Raw genomic sequence first — 19,817 nt, 5'->3', positions numbered from 1 at the left:
GAGATTTCCTATCGGGTTAATGACAGAAACATTGTATCTAAAAATCGCATACAAGTTCCTTTGACATCCAAGATAGGTACACCGATTACCGTTCGTTATGACCGGAACAAACCAGAGAGAATATACAGTTATTCAGCGAAACGAATCATCAAGGGATTTTTAATTGGTATAGGCAGTGTATTGATAGCTGTATTTATGCAAATCCATTAGAGAAAAGGGGGGACAAAGGATATGCCACATTTTCCAGAATGGTTTGTAATTATCTGTATTCTGCTTCCTGTTGCAAACTTGATTTATAAAGCATGGAAAAATAGAAAGAAATAGCAGAATTGGAGGAAATAATGAAAAGAACTGAATGGATACGCTGTCCTGTTTGCGGCGGCAAAACCCGTGACAGAATCAGAGAAGATACGGTTTTAAAAAACTATCCTCTTTACTGTCCGAAATGCAAGCAGGAAGCCTTGATTGATGTAATGAATTTACAAATAACAGTCATCACAGAGCCAGACACTTTAGATGCAGAGCCGATGAACAAGTGAGCATACTATCTCACCGTTTGTTGGCTCTTTTTTAGTAGGCTATAAATTTTTAACGCAAACGCCCACCATATAAAAAAACGGTGTTTTGGTGGGCTGATTTGCTACACCCGAAAAGACTTAACAGACACTCTTTGAAGTTTGGAGGGATTTTTAATGTTCTTTTTTCGGGCAGAGTTATACGTCTGCTCACGCAACGCAGATTTTACCCATACATAGCATATCGGGGATTGGCAGGAAGCCAGTTAAAAAAATCCCTGTTTATGCAACATTGCTTCTCACCATGAAACCAGAAGTAGAATCTCCGTTTAACAGAATATGTATCTCCTATAACCGTAGAGGTCACAGTGCCTTTGCGGTTTTTCTTTTGTCGTTTTTTATCGGAATATGCCGCGAGACTGTTTCCGCTGTTGGCTGTCGTTCGCCGCCTATCCAATCTGGATTATTACGTTTCAAAAATTCAGATTGGAGGAATAAAGAATGGCATACAACAACGGACGTGAGAACAGGAAATGGCTTATCTGGAAAGAAGCTGAAGAAAAAATATTGAGGGAACACGGAGTTGAAGAAACCACCATTGAACAAATTCGCACAGACGACGGAGCAGACTTCAATTCTGACAGGAGGCTTTACCATTGGACAAGCGACTTCGGCGAATACCTTGAGGGGATGGCAGACAGGGAACAGTCTTATTTTGTCTTGTAATTCTTAAAAAGAATAAATTGAATCACAAAAAAGAAAACGAAATACTTGAAATAGAAGAAAAGACATCTTTTTCTACGAAGGCTTTAAAGTTTATGGCTGGTATTGTTGTTAAGAAGTCTAGATTTAAATTTTGGAAGAGTAAAAATAATCGTTAATCATGAGTACGAACCAGTAGAAATAAAAGCTACAAAAACTGCAAATCCCAATGGACAGGCAGAAGAGTTTTTTGATGCATTGAAGAATTACCTTTGAAGAAAGAAAAAGATAGAACAACTCTTAATAAATCTTAATTTTTTCAACACAATAGCGATAACTTTTTTTCACAGAATCGTCACATTCTATTGGTATACTGAGAGTGTCAAAAGGAGATAGGGTTACAGATTATTTCTTTTGAACGTTCTTTCTTAATTAATATCGCAGCCAAAAGGCTCTACCTAAAAGGTGGAGCCTTTTGGTGTGTTTTTGCATTTTGGACTAGTCCAAAATGCTTTTTTTAATTTTTTGGTACTTTATATTGAGTCTTTTTTTCGTATAATAAAAAAAGATATCATAACTATTTTAAAAATTTTCTAAAAAGGAGAAAGAAAAATGAGCGGAGAAAGTAAGCTTAAAAAGCATATGTTTCACCTGGTGATTATCACCATCGCAGGCGCTATGATTTATGGTATGCCATATTTCAGATCATATTTCTATGACGCCTATCTGGAAACATATCATTTAAACAACACGCAGATGGGTACTTTCGGTTCCATGTTTGGTATTTTTGGAATGATTTCCTATTTATTCGGCGGTGTTGTTGCCGACATGGTTTCCACCAGGAAGCTGATGTCAGTATCTTTGATTTTAACTGGACTTGGTGGAATTTTGCACCTGCTGAATCCTAACTACGTAATGCTGCTGGGTATTTACGCATTATGGGGATTCACTTCCTTGTTCGCATTCTGGCCATCCCTTCTGAAGAGTCTTCGTGAGATTTCCAACGAAAACGAACAGAGTAAAGCATACGGATTTATGGACGGCGGAAGAGGTCTGGTATATGCAGTTGACGGTATTGCGATTGTTTCTATCTTTGGATATTTCAGCAAAAAAGCAGGCGACGCCGCAGGACTTAATGGTGTAATTGTATATTATTCTGCAATTGCAATCGCACTTGGCATACTGCTGTTCTTCATCATGAAAGAAAATAAACCGGATACAACAGAAAAAGTTGGTGAACAGAAAGAAAAAATCAGCCTTGCACAGGTAAAAGAAGTTATCAAGATGCCAGCTGTATGGATTCTGTCTGCAATCCTCTGCTGTACTTATGTAATGAACATTGCATTCTACTATTTTACACCGTATGCAACTTCCAGATTTGGAATGGTGGCAACAGCAGGTGCATTTGTTACAATCGCTGCACAGTATGTAAGACCTATCGCTGCATTTGGCGGTGGCGCTATTGCTGACAAACTGGGAAGATCCAAGGTTATGTATGTTACGTTCTCTATGATGGCTCTGGGTACACTTTTGATGGTGGTTATGGGCAATATGAGTTCTACTTTATTCATCGTGCTTTGTATCATGATTTATGCAGGTATGTACGGTGGTTACATCATGGTATTCTCCATGATGGATGAAGGTGGTGTGCCTATCAGAGTTGCAGGTACTGCAATCGGTTTAGTATGTACACTGGGCTATTTGCCGGAAGTTATCGTTCCGTTCTGCTCCGGTAAGATTCTGGATACTTTCGGAGAAAGCGGTTATCGTTATCTGTTCATTGCAATCGTAGCTATTATGATTGTTGGTATCCTGATGCTAACTGTTTGGGACAGATATGTAAAAAAACTGAGAGCCCAAAACGCATAACCTCTTGCATAATTCGGCGCAGAAGTTTAAAATAATATAAACGACGAATGGAGAAGGCTTTTTGCGCAAAAAAAGGGATTGCTTTAGCAGAATAGGATGTGATAGGGTGAAGCTAAAGATCGATAAGGGCAGTAGCATACCGATTTATAAGCAAATCGCACGAGAAATCGAGAAGAAGATTTTATGGGAAGAACTTCCATCAGGCTATAAACTTCCTGCAGAGCGGCGTTTGGCAGAAGAAATCGGCGTCCATCGAAATACTATCATCAAGGCATATGATGTGCTTATTGCTAAGGAACTGTGTGTGGTGTCCAGGGAAAAACCTAAGGGCTACTTTGTCAAGGTTCCGCAGGAAAGCCAGGAGTTTGGAAAGCGTTTTTTTCCTTTAGAAAAAGCTTTTCGCTACGAGTTTCGCAAAGCTGAGAAGCGGTTTAACGACATTTACTGGAAGTCTGAGCCCGATGAGCAGATCCCTTTTGGCGGTTTGATTATGGACAGAAGGTTAAATCCTGTGCAGGGGATGGAGCATGTGGTTTCCAGAATTTTTAACAGCAGTAAGGTTGCCAGCACGAAGGAATTTCTGCAGGAGACAGAGAGACTTCGGGAAAACGTCAGAAAGCTTTTGACCAATCAGAACATCTATGTGACTACAAAAAATATCCAAATCTTTGCAGAGAGCAATCAAACAATCACTTATCTGATGATTATGTATCTGCGAGAAGGCGACTGTATTGTGGCAGAGGCGCCTATGGTGCCGGACAATTACAGCATTTTTTATAATCGATGTATTGAGGTTATCACGATTCCTATGGACGAGGACGGCATGAAGATGGATCTTTTGGAGGAGGCTCTCAGAGAGCGGAAGCCGAAGTTCATCTATACGCAGCCAAACTATCACAATCCGACAGGAATTACCATGTCTCTTGCCAAGCGCCAGACATTGCTTCGCCTTGCAAATACCTATAATGTGCCGGTTATTGAAGAAGATTATCAGAAAGATTTTGTTTATAGCGATCATCAAATTCCAAGTCTTTATGCCTTAGATGCAAATAAAATGGTCATCTATGTAGATACTTTTACGCTGACCTTTCCGTATATGATGAAAATCGGCTATGCAGTAGGTCCGCCGGACTTGATGTATATGATGGGGTATGCTCTTAGCGTGGACGAGACTACTATCGGAGGAATCGGTCAATATTTTCTCAACGAGTATATCGAATCGGGTGAGTTTGAAAAGCATATCAGGTGTGTACAGCAGGTTTACAGTGCCAGGCTTAATCTTCTTTGTGAGGAGCTTGATAAGATTAGTGACAAAGGTATTACTTATAAGAAGCCTAAAGGAGGGCTGCTTTTGTGGTGCACTTTGGAGAACGGTATAAATGAAAGAGAACTTTTTAGAGTTGCTGAAGAAAAAGGTGTTCTAATAACACCCGGCTGGGTGTTTTATGATAACAGTCACAGTAGGAAAGGGCATATTAGGTTGTGTTTTTCTAATGTGACAGATGAGCAGATCAGGCGAGGCATTGCACTGCTGGGGCAGGCCTTGGATGAATGCAAAAGAGTAAAAGATAGGAGAAGAGAAGAATGAATCAATTTGTTGAGTACAGAAGAGAATTCCATCATTATCCGGAAATCGGCTGGAGAGAAATCAGAACCAGTGCCAGAATTGCTGAAATTCTGGAGAAGGAAGGCTACAAATGCCTGATGGGAACCGATGTAATCAATGTCGATACTGTTGGCTTTGAAATGCTTTCTGATGAAGAGAAAAAGGCGGAAATGGAAAGAGCCGTTGCGCAGGGTGCAAAACCGGAATACGTAGAAAGAACGGAAGGCTATCCAGGTGTCATCGCAGAACTGGACACCGGAAAAGAAGGTCCTGTGACCGCATTTCGTTTCGATATAGACTGTTTGCCTTATGAAGAACTGCAGAAAGAAGGCTTCAGACCATTTGATGAGGGGTATATTTCCTGCAACAAAGACTGCGTCCACGCTTGCGGTCACGATGCACACACAGCTATCGGTATCGGTCTTGCATGGGAACTGATGAAGAGAAAAGACCAGCTGAAAGGGAAAATGCGTATCATTTTCCAGCCGGCAGAAGAACGCTACAACGGTGCACAGTCCATCGTCGACAAAGGCCATCTGGACGATGCGATGAACTTTATTTCTGTACACATGGCGCTGACTGCAGAGGGATGGCCGCTGCCATCCAATACCATCGCCTGCGGCTGCAAGGACTTCTTAAGTGACGATCAGATTGATGTTACTTTCCACGGTACAGCGGCACACCCGTGCGGCGCTTCTCAGAACGGAAAGAACGCTCTTCTGGCAGCCTGCACAGCGGCACTGAATCTCCACGCAATCGCGCCCCACGAAGAGGGACTTTGCAGAGTCAATGTAGGCATCCTCAACGCAGGTGTTGTAGTAAATACCATCGCGCCTAACGCGTTTATGAGCATTGAGTACAGAGGACAGACCAGAACTATCGCTGCTTATGCCCGCAAAAGAGTGTTTGACATTCTGGATGGTGCTGCAAAGGCGTACGATATGGAATACACCTATGAGGACTTCGGTGAAATTCCGGCAGCCCAGAGCAGTGACGCCATGATGGAAGTCATCGAAAGAGCTGCGAAGAAAGTGCCTTGGTTTGAAAAAATCCACTTTGAGGGAAACGTTGGCGGAACTGACGATGCTTCTGTCATGATTAACAAGGTACAGGATAACGGCGGTATCGCTACCTACGTAGGAATCGGCTGTGACACTACCCAGACGCTTCACAGTCCGGAGTTTGACCTTGACGAAGATTCCATTCCTGCAGCCATCGAAATGCTGGTGCATGCAGTGGAAGAACTGAATATGTAATGATACAGATGTAGAAGATGTAAAGGCTGCGCTTTGGGAAAACCCGGCGCAGCCTTTTTAAAATTCTTTCCGTTATCTATTCCGTTTACAGTTTTGATTTGGTATACTAAAGAGGTCATAATATAATAAAGAAACGGAAATTCTGATTAAATGAAAGACAGTGAAAACATTTTCTTATATGCAAAAACTGATGCGGATGCTGCGGTTATCCGTGATATAGAGGAGCGGCTGGGCGTTGAAGCAGTGCGGGAGCAGGAAGGGGAACCTTTGGATATTGCACCTGCGTACCTGCAAATAGACCGGGACGGTCTGTCACTGATCGAAAACGGTCATGGGCTGCGCGGTGATTTCAGAAAGCTGCAGCCACGGCTCAAACCAAACAATTTGAACGGAGAGCTTTTAGTAAAAGCAGCCAGGTTTAAAGGCGCAAAGGACGGAGAAATGCTGAGCGCAGTGGATGCAACCGCAGGCTTGGGAGAGGATGCATTTCTGCTTGCAGGAGCAGGATTTCAAGTGAATCTCTATGAACGAAATCCGGTGATTGCGGCGCTTCTTTATGATGTGCTGCGCCGAGGCCTTGCAGAGCCTGCGCTGGAGCAGGTTATAAGCCGGATGCAGCTGCACAGCGAGGACAGTATTAAAGCGTTGGAAGAACAGACAGTACATCCGGATGTCGTGGTTCTTGACCCTATGTTTCCAAAGAGACAGAAAAGCGGCCTCATTAAGAAGAAGTTTCAGCTGCTGCAGCAGCTGGAGCAGCCCTGCGCTGAAGAGGATGCACTGCTTCAGGCAGCGATTTCCTGCGGCCCACGCAGAATCGTGATTAAAAGGCCGCTGAAAGGCCCGTATCTGGCAGGCGTAAAGCCGAGCTACTCAATTAAGGGAAAATCCGTCAGGTATGACTGTATCGTCCTGACGCGGTAAGCTGGGCATGCGGAGTTGTGCAGACTGATTGTTTTTACTAAAAACTCTTGAAATTTATATGCGGTAAATGGTATGATGATAAAGCTTGAATCTGACTATGGGAGAATCAGGAGATTAACTATATAGAAAACGAATGTGCTTTTCTGCAAAAACAAAACTGCGGAAAACATGCATACAAAGAGGAGGACTCTTCATGGCTTTTTTACAGGAAAGTGAATGGATGTTTTTAAATGAAATTGCATATAATGTGTCTTTTATTTATTCTTTTGATGAAATGCGAAGAACAGCGCTAAAATGGCTTCATATGCTGGTGGGATTTGACGGCGGCGTATTCGCTTTGGTAGAGGAAGAACAGATAAAGAACAGTATTTCATATGGGCTGGATGAAAAAGAAACAGAGATTTTTGAAAAGACTGCAGGAGAAGGTAATCCTCTTCAGTGGCTGCAGATCAGCGGACGCAGTGCAGCCTGGGTGCAAAGCGAGCTTCTGTCCGATGAGGCTATGGAAAAGTCTGATTTTTATCAAAAATTTTATTTGCCGCAGCAATTTCGATATGCCATGGGTATGAACATTGTTTTTCGCGAAGAAGTGGTAGGTATGATTACTTTTTATAGAAAAAGAGAAAGTGGAGATTTTACCAAACGAGAACTCTTTATTATGGACCAGCTTCAAAAACATCTGGCTTACCGGCTGTATTATGAGGCAAAGAAAGGAGATACCCGTTATTTCTTTGCCAAAGGCTATCATGAGCGTATCAGTAAAGAATTTGGCCTTACAGGCAGAGAGTCCGAACTGCTTGATTACGCAGTAAAAGGATACAGCAATGAACGCATTGCGGATTTGATGCATATCAGTGTAAATACCGTCAAAAAGCATTTGCACAGCCTCTATGAAAAAATGCACGTAAAAAATCGAGTACAGTTACTCCAAAGTCTGCCGCTATCTACAGACAAAATTAATTTTGATGAATTATAAGCGCTTATATGAGTGGTTATTCTGAAATGAAAAACAGAATAACCATTTTTTAATGCAAAAAATTATTACTTTGGATACTTTTTTTATCTAAAAGTACTATTAAAATCAAAAAACTATCCAAAAAAATCAAACGAGTGCGCGATTTTACCTGTGTATCGGAATTGGTATAGTAAAGGTAGAAATCTGTGGAAAGGATGAGTTTGGATATGAGAGAACACTTACAAAAAGCCGGTATCATACCGGTTATCAAGCTGGAAGAAACTGAAAAAGCAGCACGTCTGGCGCAGGCATTGCGAGAGGGAGGCATTAATTGTGCAGAAGTTACTTTCAGAGCGCAGGGTGCAGAGAATGCTATTGAAGCAATGCTGTCGGCATATCCGGATATGCTTGTTGGAGCAGGTACGGTGCTGACTGTGCAAGAAGCGGAAAGAGCTGCTGCTGCCGGTGCTAAATTTATTGTCAGTCCCGGTTTTGATGAGAAAATTGTTGATTTTGCACTGGAGAGAGGAATATTTCCGCTGCCCGGCTGTGTGACGCCGACTGAAATCCAGATGGCGCTGAGGCAGGGCCTTTCTGTTGTAAAGTTTTTTCCGGCAGTTCAGTTTGGCGGAATTAAAACAATCTCTGCTTTGGCAGGACCTTTTAGCTCTATCCGGTTTGTGCCTACAGGAGGTGTGTCCTTGAATAATCTTGAAGAGTATTTACAGGAGAAAAGTATTATTGCATGCGGAGGTTCGTTTATGGTAAAAGAACAGCTTCTAAAAGAAAGTAATTGGGATGCAGTAACAGAGCTAAGTAAGAATGCAATGGAAATTGTGAATCGCGTAAGACAAAGATAGATAATCGGATGACAATGATTGGAGGTAAAACATGAAGAAAATTGTAACATTTGGTGAAATCATGCTGAGACTGGCGCCTAAAGGCTATCTTAGATTTATGCAGGAACCTGAGTTTCAGGCAACTTTTGGAGGGGGAGAAGCTAATGTGGCTGTTTCTCTGGCAAACTATGGATTAAATGCAGCATTTGTGACTAAACTACCTGATAATCCAATTGGACGAGCAGCTGTAAAGGAACTTCGCAGGCATTGTGTAGATGTAAGCTGTATAAAAAAAGGTGGGAACCGGGTTGGTATCTATTACTTGGAAAAGGGCGCGTCACAAAGACCGTCAAAAGTAGTTTATGATAGAGCACACTCTGCGATTGCAGAAGCAGAAAGGGAAGATTTTGACTGGAATGAAATATTCAGGGACACTGAATGGTTTCATTTTACCGGAATTACTCCGGCGCTTTCATCTAATACAGCTGCAATCTGTCTGGATGCAGTAAAGGCTGCAAAGGAAAGAAATATTACCGTCAGCTGTGACTTGAATTTTCGTAAGAATTTGTGGACCAGTGAAAGAGCAGGAGAGGTCATGGGTCAGCTTATGAAGTATGTTGACGTATGTATTGCCAATGAAGAAGACGCCGAAAAGGTCTTCGGTATTGCGGCAGCATCTTCTGATATTGCAGGCGGCAGACTGAATCATGACGGTTACAGAGACGTTGCGAAGCAGCTGGCAGATCGTTTCGGATGCAAATATGTAGCAATCACCTTGCGAACCAGTATTTCTGCCAGCGATAACAGATGGGCAGCAATGCTGTATAATGGTGAATCTGCAATGTTTTCCAGAGAATACCCGGTTCATATTGTTGATCGGGTAGGAGGCGGCGACAGTTTTGGCGGAGGTTTAATCTATGGACTGTATACCGGTATGTCTGATAGGGAGGCACTGGAATTTGCAGTAGCTGCCTCATGTCTGAAACATACTGTAGAGGGAGATTTTAATCTGGTATCTGTAGAAGAAGTTCTGGCATTGGCAGCAGGTGATGGATCGGGAAGAGTGCAAAGATAACAGATAAAAAGGAGATATAGCTTATGAACATGATATCAGATAATACTAAGTCAATCCAATATTCCAAAATCAGAAAAATGTTTAATAAAGCATTGGAGTATGAAAATCCCATTAGTTTTACTATCGGCGAGCCGGACTTTACGGCATCGGAAAACATTGTTGCTGCCGGCTGCAGGGCTATGCAGGAAGGAAAAAGCAAGTATTCAGAGAATGCAGGAATTCTGCCGCTCCGTAAAGCAGTCAGCGCATATTTAAAAGCAGAGCTGGGTTTGGATTACAATCCGGTCAGTGAAATTACCATGACACCCGGCGCTATGGCGGCATTATATCAGGGGCTGAAGGTTATCCTGAATCCGGGAGACGAAGTCATTGTAATAGAACCCTGCTGGACTAACTATTTACAGCAGATTCTCATGTGCGGCGGCGTTCCTGTCAGTGTCTGTGCAGATATGGAAAATGGATTTTCCCTTGATATAGAGGCGGTCAAAGCAGCGATTAGCGAAAAAACAAAAGCAGTTATTATTAATTCACCTTGCAATCCAACGGGTACAGTACTTGAAAAATCCGTTTTGGAAGAACTGGCTGCTTTAGCCGTAACGCACGATCTTCTGGTCATCAGTGACGAGGTGTATAAGCACATTGTTTTTGATGACGTAAAGTTTACCAGTATTGCCGCTCTTCCCGGAATGCAAAACCGCACCCTTGTGATTGATAGTTTTTCAAAGACTTTTGCGATGACGGGATTTCGTGTGGGATATGCGGCAGGTCCTGCAGAGATTATTGCGAATATCACCAAGCTGCAGGAGAACATCAGTGCCTGTGTTGCGATGCCGAGCCAGTACGCTGCTGTGGAAGCCCTTACAGGAAGCCGCGAGCATCTGAACTATATGGTAAAGTGCTATAAAGAGCGCAGAGACTATTTAGCCGGACGTCTTTCGACTATGCCGATGGTTCATTATGAACCATCCAAAGGAACATTTTATGCGTTTGTGTCAATTAAAGATACGGGCCTTTCCAGCAGTGAATTCGCAGAAAAACTGCTGGAAGATAAGCAGGTTGTTGTTGTTCCGGGTGATGCTTTTGGAAATTATGGAGAAGGATATATTCGTATTTCGTTTGCTACATCTATGGAACAGATTACAAAAGGAATGGATGCATTGGAAATATTTCTCAATGAACTTGCAGAGGCGGGTGAAAACCAATGAGCGTCAGGATAGAACGTTTAATGGAAGATTTGAAAAAACTGGGCAGTATTGGATTTGTACCGGGAAAAGGTGCAAATCGCATGGCCTACAGTAAAAATTTCTATGAGGGAAGGGATTTTGTCAGAAAAAAAATGGAAGAGGCAGGACTGATGACCTGTATTGATGCTGTGGGAAATCTGACCGGAGTTCTTCCTTCCTCAACAGGCAGGTGCAAACAGAAGATTGCCATGGGCTCACATATTGATACTGTGCCAAATGGAGGTATTTACGATGGAGCTTTAGGTGTTCTGGGCGCTGTTGAGGCGGTACGGGTTCTAAGGGAAGAAGGATGGAAGAACGATCATCCGATAGAAATAATAGCATTTAATGAAGAAGAGGGAAATGTGGTTGGCGGAACTTTTGGCAGCAAAGCATTTGCCGGAGCACCTTTAGAGGAATCCATGATAAAGCCGATGGCGGAGCGGCATATTTCCAGGGAGGATTTTGCCAGCTGCAAACGTAATAAGAATGATTATTTGGTTTATTTGGAATATCATATTGAGCAGGGTGGAATCCTGGAGTCTGAGGGAAAAACCATTGGAATTGCCGAAGGTATTTTTGGTATTCTGCGTTATAAGGCCACAGTAAGGGGTGATGCGAATCATGCCGGGAGCACACCTATGAGACTTAGAAATGATGCTATGGAAAAGACCTGCCGGATTATTACCGACTTAATGGACAGCGTGCGGGAAACCGGAAATACCATGGTGTGTACAGTAGGTACTATGAGTGTAACTCCCGGCGCTGTCAATGTGATTCCGGGTGAGACACAGTTTATCATCGAGCTCCGCGACAAGTCGATGAACCGGATGTATGATGTCATCAAGCAGCTTCTGGCAAGGTGGAAGGATAAAGGACTATCAGTAGAAGAGTTTATTAAACAACCGGAAACCGTTTGCAGTCCGCAGCTCTGCGAAATTGTTGAGAAAGCTGCAGAGGAGCTCGATTATTCGTCTATGAGAATGTATAGCGGCGCAGGTCATGATCTGATTAATATGAGTTTTCTGGTACCTTCTGCACTGATTTTTATTCCGAGCAGAAACGGAATCAGTCACCGATTTGACGAATACTCAGATCCGGATCATATCAGAGATGGTGCTGAGGTTCTTTTGAGAACATTACAGAAAATAGATAGGGGGGCATTTGAATGAAGATTAAATTAATTAATCCCAATACAACACAGTCAATGACGGACAGTATTTACAATATGGCAGTAAGATATGCGGATGCAGACACGGAAATCACGGCAGTAAGCCCATTAACAGGGCCTGACAGCATCGAGTGTTATGTTGATGAGTATCTGGCGGTTCCCGGAGTAATTCAGGAAGTAATAAAAGGAGATAAAGAAGAAAATGCAGATGCATTTATTATTGCCTGCTTTGGTGATCCGGGTCTTGCTGCAGCCAGAGAAGTGACAGAAAAACCTGTCCTGGGGATATGTGAGTCTGCAATTACTACAGCGAAGTTTATTGCTCCGTATTTTAGTGTGGTGTCTGTACTGGATCGTTCACGGAAGGTAACAGAGGATGTTGTTAAGGCTTATGGCGCTGAAAGCTTTTGCAGGTCTATCAGAACCACAGGGCTTTCTGTATTGGAATTCGGAAAAAATCCTGAGAAAGGCCTTAAGGCTTTAGCAGAGCAAGGCAGAAGAGCAGTTGAGGAAGATGGCGCAGAGTGTATTCTTTTAGGATGCGCCGGCTTTGTGGATTTTGTCGACAGGCTGCGCGAGGAATTGGGTGTGCCTGTGCTGGATGGAGTGATGCCTGCAGTAAAACTGGCGGAGGCACTGGTCAAAATGAACGTAAAGACCAGTAAAGCAAATACATGGAAAGCGCCGGAGGTAAAAGAAATTAAAGGATTTAATGGGATTGTGGATTTATAAGAACATTGAAAGGACATGAGCATATGAGAACTTTGATTAAAAACGGTACAATTGTTACAGACAGAAATGAATTCATCGGTGAGGTTTTGATTGAAGATGAAAAAATAATCGCCATAGGTCAAAATCTTAATACGAGCGCAGATAAGATTATTGATGCAAAAGATAAGCTGGTAATGCCCGGAGGAGTAGACCAGCACACGCATTTTTCTGCGCTTTGCAATGTAGGCGACAGAGACACAGCAGGTTATGAGACAACGGATTCGGCTATCGTGGGAGGTACAACCACGATTATAGATTTTGCTCCACAGGATCCGGACACAGGGCTGCTTGATTCTATCGACTATCGGATTAATGTCCGCGCAAAAAATAAGGCCTGCGTGGATTTTTCCCTTCATGCAATGGTGACTTATCTTATGGACAGCATTTTTGATGAAATTGATGAATTCCCGGAGAGAGGAATTTCCAATATCAAAATCTTTATGGCTTACAATGGTTCACCTCTTCATGTTGATGATGGATCTTATTATCGTATTTTGGAAAAGGCAAAGAAGGTAGGTGCAACTGTCTTTGTTCATGCTGAAAATGGTGAAATTCTGGACTTTTTGAGAAATGAATGTGTAAAAAAAGGACAGTTGACACCGAAGTATCACTACGTTTCAAGACCGCCGTTTACTGAAGCGGAGGGTGTACGCAGGGCGGCTTATTTAGCAGGAAAAGTGGGAACCCCTTTATATATCGCACATGTAACCTGTCGTGAAGCGCTGGATGAAATTGTGGAAGCAAAGGGAAAAGGAATCAATATTAACGGTGAAACCTGTACACACTATCTGACTACTACAAAAGAGGCACTTGAGAATCCTGATTTTAATGAGGCTGCAAAGTATGTCTGCTCACCGGCGCTTCGCGATCAGGAAGATATCGATGCGCTATGGGAAGCTTTGAACAGTGGTCTGCTCACCGGTATTTCTTCGGATCACTGCGGTATTGATGTAGCAGAGTTGAAACAAGCCGGCAGAGAAGACTTTACACAGATTCCAAACGGTTCACCGGGAGCAGGAGATCGTTTCTCTATGATTTGGACTTATGGTGTAGAAACCGGAAAAATATCGAGACAAAAATTTGTGGAACTGATAGCCACCGGACCGGCAAAGATTAACGGAATTTTTCCGCAAAAAGGGACTTTGGAGGTTGGATCTGATGCAGATATTGTTATATTTGACCCGGCATGGACAGGTGAGGTACATCTGGCAGACAATCCTAATGGGGTGGATTACAATCTTTATGAAGGAAGAAAGCAGATCGGCAAGGTAGAAACTGTGCTGCTTCGCGGCAGGATTGCAGTGGAGAATGGAAAATTTGTCGGAGAGTACGGAATGGGACATTTTATTCCTGCAAAAATGTATGCCGGATGCTATACAGGTATTTAGTTTAAAATGTGATTTCGTATTATCTGTTTTTATGATAGAATGAAAATAACATTTTGAGACGAGGTGTCCGGCATGTCAGACTTGAATATCGAAAAGATATTAAATATTTACAACTATTTCGACGGAATTATGGTTACGGATGAAAAAGGCGTTATCAAATATTACACTAATTTCAGAACAGACGTGTACAGCCTGCAGATGGAGCAGATTGTAGGAAAAACGATTTTGGAAATTCATCCGGACTTAGCCGAGGAGGACAGTACAATTATGCAGGTGCTGAAGACAGGGCAGCCCATCTATGACAGGGTGGAGCACCTGACTACAGGACATGGAGATTGCGTTACAAACATCTGCAGTACGCTGCCCATTATGCAGGGCGGCAAGATTGTAGGCGCTATTGATTTTTCCAGGAGTATTGACGATGGTCGTGACAAGAATATTCAGCGTCGATACATTAACCTGCCAAAAATGGAAAAGCAATCGGATGTTCTGTATCATCTTGATGATATAGTTACTGCCTCGCAGAAGGTAAATGAAATAAAGAAGCAGATTCCTATGATTGCCAATACAGATTCCGCTGTGATGATCTATGGAGAAACCGGTACTGGAAAAGAGATGATTGCACAGAGTATTCATACTTCCGGGGTGAGGTGTGCGCATCGCTTTATTTCGCAGAATTGTGCTGCAATCCCGTCGAATTTGCTGGAGGGTATTTTGTTTGGTACGGTAAAAGGCAGTTTTACCGGAGCGGAGGATAAAGCCGGTCTTTTTGAACTTGCGGACGGCGGCACATTGTTTCTTGACGAAGTTAACTCAATGGAAGTCAGTATGCAGGCCAAAATTTTAAAAGCGATTGAGGAGAAACGCGTAAGACGTATCGGAGACGATAAGATGATTCCGTTTGATGTTAAAATTATCAGTGCTGTAAATAAAAATCCTATGGATTGTATTAAAGCAGGGCTTTTACGACAGGACTTGTTTTATCGGCTCAGTACAGTACTGATAGAAATTCCCGCACTTCGAAACCGTCTTGCTGATATTCCGATTATGACCAATTACTTTATCAATCAGAATAACAGAAAGATGAATAAGGAGGTGATTGGAGTAAGTGATGATGTAATGGAACTGTTTTGTCAGTATCCTTGGCCGGGCAATGTGCGGGAACTGAAAAATGTGGTTGAGGGAGCTTTTAATGTACTTAGCTCCCGTGAAATCAAAATGGAAAACTTACCGCTTTATTTGACAACGCATTATGAAGATGAAAAGTCCATCATGATGAATTATGAGGACAGCCTGAGTTTAACAGAAAGGGTCGAGGAATATGAAAAACGTCTGATTGTCCGGGCTATTGACTCAACTAAGAATATTTCTTTAGCGGCCAATAAGCTGAAAATTTCAAAACAGGCTTTAAATTATAAACTATTGAAATATGGACTGAAGCAAAAGAAAAAATAGAGGAAAATTAAAGTTTCGAAAACCGTAAGATTGCAGCACTTTGATTGCAGCTTACGGTTTTTTATTTGTCAAATAAGAGAATTATCAGACAAATACGGTAAAGAATAAAAATATTTTTACTCAAAATGTAAAAATATATAAGAAAATTTTTGAATAAATCGTCATGAATATTGAAATTAGCGGAAGTATCATTTTGGCACGGTCATTGCAAAATATATGAGAAAAGAGTTTAAGAATGAAACGAAAAAGACGAGTAAAGATGAGAAAGAAGGAGAGAAGATGAAGAAATATTTAGTCAAGCGTCTGATTCAATTGCCGATTATTATTTTGGGCGTAATAATTGTTACATTTTTAATTGTACAATTCACTCCGGGAGATCCTGCTGTGAAACTTGCAGGAAGTTCTGCGCGCGTAGAAGATATAGAGGCGATCAGGGAGCAGCTCGGTTTAAATAAACCGTTATGGGAGCAGTTTGTTGATTACTTTACAAATGTGCTTCACGGTGATTTTGGACGATCCTTCTTGAGAAAGACCGAAATTAGTAAGGACCTTATGTCTGCGCTGGTAAACACAATATATTTAATTGTATTTGCCAGAATCTGGTCTGTTGCAGCGGCAATTCCCCTCGGTATTATCGCAGCTTTGAAACAGAATACATGGATCGATAAAGCCTGTATGGGACTGACATTAGCGGGTGTATCCATTCCACAATTCTGGCTTGGACTTATGCTGATGAAAATCTTCTGTCTGCAGATGGGACTGTTTCCGTTCTCCGGAATGGGTAATTCTTTTTTCAGTCTGGATGGCATGATGCACGCCTTTTTACCGGCGCTGATGCTGGGGCTGCCGCAGATGGCTTCTATATCCAGATTGACACGTTCGGAAATGCTGGAGGTTATGCGGCAGGATTATATCAGAACAGCTAAGGCGAAAGGACTGCGTTATAAATCTATTGTAATCAAGCACGCACTTAAAAATGCATCTCTTCCTTTGATTACAGTCATCGGGACGCAAACAGGCTATATGCTCAGCGGCTCTGTGGTAATTGAAAGTATTTTTGCATGGCCGGGACTTGGCAGATACTCTATTACTGCAATTATTGGAAATGATTATCCGGTCATTCAGGCAAGCATTCTGCTCTTTGCGATTATGTTTCTGGTCGTAAATCTGATTGTGGATTTGACCTACAGTGCTGTTGATCCGAGAATCAAATATTAAGGTGGTGAATAATTTGGAAATGTTAAATAACAGTCCGAAATGGATGATGCTGCGAAAGTGTTTTCACAATAAAAGTGTAACCATAGGCGCCGTTATTTTATTAATTATGATTTCAATTGCTGTTTTGGCACCGGTGCTTGCACCGAATGATCCATACTTAACGGATGGTTCAATGGCTCTGAAGGGACCGATGGAAGGGTATCCTTTTGGGACTGACGAACTGGGAAGATGTCTGTTGAGCCGGATGCTGTACGGAGCCAGAATAACGATTCCATATAGTTTGATGTCTCTGGCAGTAGCTGTTCTGGTAGGTGTTCCTCTTGGATTGATTTCCGGATTTTATAAGCATCTCGATAATCCATTGATGCGGTTTATGGACATCCTTATGGCATTTCCGGGAATGCTTCTTGCAATCGCTATCGTTGCCACATTAGGACAGGGTCTGGGTAATGTAACGATTGCTGTAGGTCTGGGATCTATGCCGGCCTATGCCAGACTGATACGCGGACTGGTTCTGTCTCTGAAAGAGATGCCTTATATTGAAGCCTCCATCTCTGCAGGCGGTTCAGATTTGAGAATTCTGGCAAAGCATATTCTCCCGAACTGCATTCCTACAATTGTGGTCTATTCGATGCTGGAAATGGCGTGGATTATAATGTCTATTTCTACTTTGAGCTTTCTGGGAATCGGGGCTACGCCTCCAATTCCAGAATGGGGCGCATTGATTAGTGCCGGCAAGGACTATATCAGCTCTTCACCGCATATATCGGGATTTCCGGTTATCTTCATCTTTATCACAGTAACCGGATTTAACTTGCTGGGTGATGGGCTGCGCGATGTCCTGGACCCTCGTATGTAGAAAAGAAAAGGAGTCAGAGATGAGTAAAAATGATAACTTAATTGAAGTGAATCACCTTTCTGTCACTTTCTATAACGGTAAAGATGAAAATCATGCTGTTCAGGATGTTACATTTAGAATAAAAAAAGGTGAGGTCCTTGGAATTGTAGGTGAATCGGGCAGCGGCAAAAGTGTGTCTGCTATGTCCATTATGCAGCTGATTCCATATCCTCCGGGAAAAATTACGGGAGGAGAAATCATTTTTAAAGGCGAAAACCTTTTGGATAAAACTGAAGAAGAAATGATGAAAATCAGAGGCAATCAGATTTCTGTAATTTTTCAGGAGCCGATGACTTCATTTAATCCACTGTATACGATCGGTTCGCAGATTGAAGAAGCGATTGTACTGCATCAAAAAAAGTCCAGGAAAGAAGCTGAACAAATGGCAATTGACCTGCTTCGTGAAGTGGGAATTTCTTTTCCGGAAAAGAGGGTAAAGGAATATCCGCATCAGATGTCAGGAGGTATGCTGCAGCGGGCGATGATTGCTATGGCACTGTCGTGTAATCCGCAGCTTCTCATTGCAGATGAACCGACTACTGCACTGGACGTAACAATACAGGCACAGATTTTAGATTTAATTCGCAAACTGCAGTCCGAAAGAGAAATGTCTATTATGATGATTACACATGATTTGGGCGTAATAGCGGAAGTTGCAAAATATGTAGTGGTAATGTATGCGGGCCGAGTTGTCGAAGAGGCGACCGTGGAAAGTCTGTTTGAAAAACCGCTGCATCCTTATACGAAAGGTTTGATGAAGTCCATTCCAAAAATAGGAAATCATGAGAAATTGTATATGATACCTTTTAAAAGCGGTGCCAATAAAATAAAAACAGGATGCAGGTTCTGTCCGCGATGCGAATATGCTATGGATATTTGCAGTGAAAAGGAACCTGAGCTTTTCGAAATCGATAATGGCAGGAAGATCAGATGCTGGCTGCATATTGCAGAAAAAAAGGCAGGTGAAGCATAATGGAAAAAGAAATACTGTTATCTATCAGGGATATAAAAAAGTGGTTTGCGATTGATGATAAGCTGATTGGCAAACCAACATCCTTTGTAAAAGCTGTTGACGGCGTTTCGTTTGATGTTTATAAAGGAGAAGTGCTGGGACTGGTGGGTGAAAGCGGATGCGGAAAGACCACTATCAGCCGGTCAATCTTAGGTCTGACGCAGCCGACCTCCGGCAGTATTGTTTTTGAAGGCAAAGAGCTGATGGGAATGAAAAAAAAGGAACTTCGTAAGATGCGCAGTGATTTGCAGATTGTATTTCAAGATCCCTACTCCTCTTTAAGCCCAAGAATGCGTATTGCTGAAACTATAGCAGAACCTATGGAAATACAGAAAAGGGGAACCCGAAAAGAAAGAAGACAGAGAGTAGAAGAACTGCTGGAGATTGTCGGGCTGGAAAAAGGATTTGCTGATCGCTATCCACATGAGTTTTCGGGCGGTCAGAGACAGCGTATCGGAATTGCCCGCGTTCTGGCAGCTGATCCGAAATTTATGATTTGCGATGAACCGGTTTCCGCACTGGATGTTTCGGTTCGTTCGCAGATTCTCAATCTTCTGTTGCAATTGAAAGAAGATTTTGGGCTGACAATGTTATTTATTTCCCATGATTTATCAGTGGTGGAATATATTTGCGACCGGATTATCGTGATGTATTTGGGGAAGGTTATGGAAATCGCGAAAAGAGATGATTTGTATAAGAATCCCGCACATCCGTATACACAGGCATTGCTTTCTGCAATACCGATTCCGGATCCTACGGTGAAGAAGGAGAGAATTCTTTTGGAGGGAGATACGCCGAGTCCTGTCGATCCGCCGGTAGGCTGCAGATTTTGCACCAGATGCGCCAATGCAAAGGAAATTTGCAAAACGCAGGAACCTGTACTGAAGGAAATTGAAGATGGTCATCTGGCTGCATGTCATTTCGTTTAGAACATATTGCA

At 42.4% G+C, this 19,817-nt stretch carries 18 protein-coding genes and 1 pseudogene; all 19 read left to right on the top strand.

Annotation, left to right across the window (positions count from 1 at the left end; all coding sequences use genetic code 11):
• Positions 1-210 (top strand): DUF3592 domain-containing protein (locus D1155_RS15680; RefSeq protein ID WP_243151102.1); only part of this gene is annotated, 210 nt, incomplete at its 5' end.
• Positions 211-341: 131 nt separating this feature from the next.
• Positions 342-539, top strand: a complete 198-nt coding sequence (locus D1155_RS13165) for a cysteine-rich KTR domain-containing protein (RefSeq protein WP_160202875.1) — start codon at positions 342-344, stop codon at positions 537-539.
• Between the two features lie 477 nt (positions 540-1,016).
• Positions 1,017-1,223: pseudogene (locus D1155_RS13160) on the top strand (sigma-70 family RNA polymerase sigma factor); the annotation flags it as partial.
• Between the two features lie 606 nt (positions 1,224-1,829).
• On the top strand, positions 1,830-3,086 hold the full coding sequence (locus tag D1155_RS13155) for an MFS transporter (RefSeq protein ID WP_160202873.1): 1,257 nt from the start codon (positions 1,830-1,832) through the stop codon (positions 3,084-3,086).
• A 106-nt stretch (positions 3,087-3,192) separates the two neighbouring features.
• Positions 3,193-4,674: a PLP-dependent aminotransferase family protein gene (locus D1155_RS13150; protein WP_160202872.1), complete on the top strand. Its 1,482-nt coding sequence runs from the start codon at positions 3,193-3,195 to the stop codon at positions 4,672-4,674.
• Positions 4,671-5,948 (top strand): amidohydrolase, encoded by a 1,278-nt coding sequence (locus D1155_RS13145; protein ID WP_160202871.1) that lies wholly within the window; start codon positions 4,671-4,673, stop codon positions 5,946-5,948. Before D1155_RS13150 ends, D1155_RS13145 begins: the two co-directional genes overlap by 4 nt.
• Positions 5,949-6,098: 150 nt before the next feature.
• Positions 6,099-6,872 carry a class I SAM-dependent methyltransferase gene (locus D1155_RS13140; RefSeq protein ID WP_160202870.1) on the top strand — a complete coding sequence of 258 codons (774 nt, stop codon included), beginning with the start codon at positions 6,099-6,101 and terminating at the stop codon, positions 6,870-6,872.
• Between the two features lie 193 nt (positions 6,873-7,065).
• Entirely contained in the window at positions 7,066-7,848 is a 783-nt protein-coding gene (locus D1155_RS13135) for a helix-turn-helix transcriptional regulator (protein ID WP_160202869.1), read from the top strand.
• Between the two features lie 206 nt (positions 7,849-8,054).
• Positions 8,055-8,687, top strand: coding sequence for a bifunctional 4-hydroxy-2-oxoglutarate aldolase/2-dehydro-3-deoxy-phosphogluconate aldolase (gene eda / locus D1155_RS13130; RefSeq protein ID WP_243151101.1), 633 nt, complete (start codon positions 8,055-8,057; stop codon positions 8,685-8,687).
• Positions 8,688-8,718: 31 nt separating this feature from the next.
• Positions 8,719-9,741, top strand: a complete 1,023-nt coding sequence (locus tag D1155_RS13125; RefSeq protein WP_160202868.1) for a sugar kinase — start codon at positions 8,719-8,721, stop codon at positions 9,739-9,741.
• 23 nt (positions 9,742-9,764) lie between these two features.
• Complete coding sequence (locus D1155_RS13120; RefSeq protein ID WP_160202867.1) at positions 9,765-10,946, top strand: pyridoxal phosphate-dependent aminotransferase; 1,182 nt, start codon at positions 9,765-9,767, stop codon at positions 10,944-10,946.
• Entirely contained in the window at positions 10,943-12,136 is a 1,194-nt protein-coding gene (locus D1155_RS13115; RefSeq protein ID WP_160202866.1) for a M20 family metallo-hydrolase, read from the top strand. The genes D1155_RS13120 and D1155_RS13115 overlap by 4 nt, the downstream gene beginning before the upstream one ends.
• Complete coding sequence (locus D1155_RS13110) at positions 12,133-12,867, top strand: aspartate/glutamate racemase family protein (RefSeq protein WP_243151100.1); 735 nt, start codon at positions 12,133-12,135, stop codon at positions 12,865-12,867. The genes D1155_RS13115 and D1155_RS13110 overlap by 4 nt, the downstream gene beginning before the upstream one ends.
• Positions 12,868-12,890: 23 nt before the next feature.
• Entirely contained in the window at positions 12,891-14,294 is a 1,404-nt protein-coding gene (hydA, locus tag D1155_RS13105) for a dihydropyrimidinase (RefSeq protein WP_160202865.1), read from the top strand.
• A gap of 72 nt (positions 14,295-14,366) precedes the next feature.
• Positions 14,367-15,749: a sigma 54-interacting transcriptional regulator gene (locus D1155_RS13100; protein WP_160202864.1), complete on the top strand. Its 1,383-nt coding sequence runs from the start codon at positions 14,367-14,369 to the stop codon at positions 15,747-15,749.
• A gap of 279 nt (positions 15,750-16,028) precedes the next feature.
• Positions 16,029-16,967: an ABC transporter permease gene (locus tag D1155_RS13095; RefSeq protein ID WP_160202863.1), complete on the top strand. Its 939-nt coding sequence runs from the start codon at positions 16,029-16,031 to the stop codon at positions 16,965-16,967.
• 19 nt (positions 16,968-16,986) lie between these two features.
• Positions 16,987-17,826 carry an ABC transporter permease gene (locus tag D1155_RS13090; protein WP_160202862.1) on the top strand — a complete coding sequence of 280 codons (840 nt, stop codon included), beginning with the start codon at positions 16,987-16,989 and terminating at the stop codon, positions 17,824-17,826.
• Positions 17,827-17,845: 19 nt separating this feature from the next.
• Positions 17,846-18,838, top strand: coding sequence for an ABC transporter ATP-binding protein (locus D1155_RS13085; protein WP_160202861.1), 993 nt, complete (start codon positions 17,846-17,848; stop codon positions 18,836-18,838).
• Positions 18,838-19,806, top strand: a complete 969-nt coding sequence (locus tag D1155_RS13080; protein WP_160202860.1) for an oligopeptide/dipeptide ABC transporter ATP-binding protein — start codon at positions 18,838-18,840, stop codon at positions 19,804-19,806. Before D1155_RS13085 ends, D1155_RS13080 begins: the two co-directional genes overlap by 1 nt.
• The last annotated feature ends 11 nt before the right edge of the window (positions 19,807-19,817 follow it).

The sequence above is a fragment of the Anaerotruncus sp. 80 genome, assembly GCF_009936115.1.
In the GTDB taxonomy this organism is placed as follows: Bacteria; Bacillota; Clostridia; order Peptostreptococcales; family Anaerovoracaceae; genus Senimuribacter; species Senimuribacter intestinalis.
The sequence above is the reverse complement of the archived record's forward strand: the minus strand, read 5'-3'. Positions and strand labels throughout refer to the sequence as shown.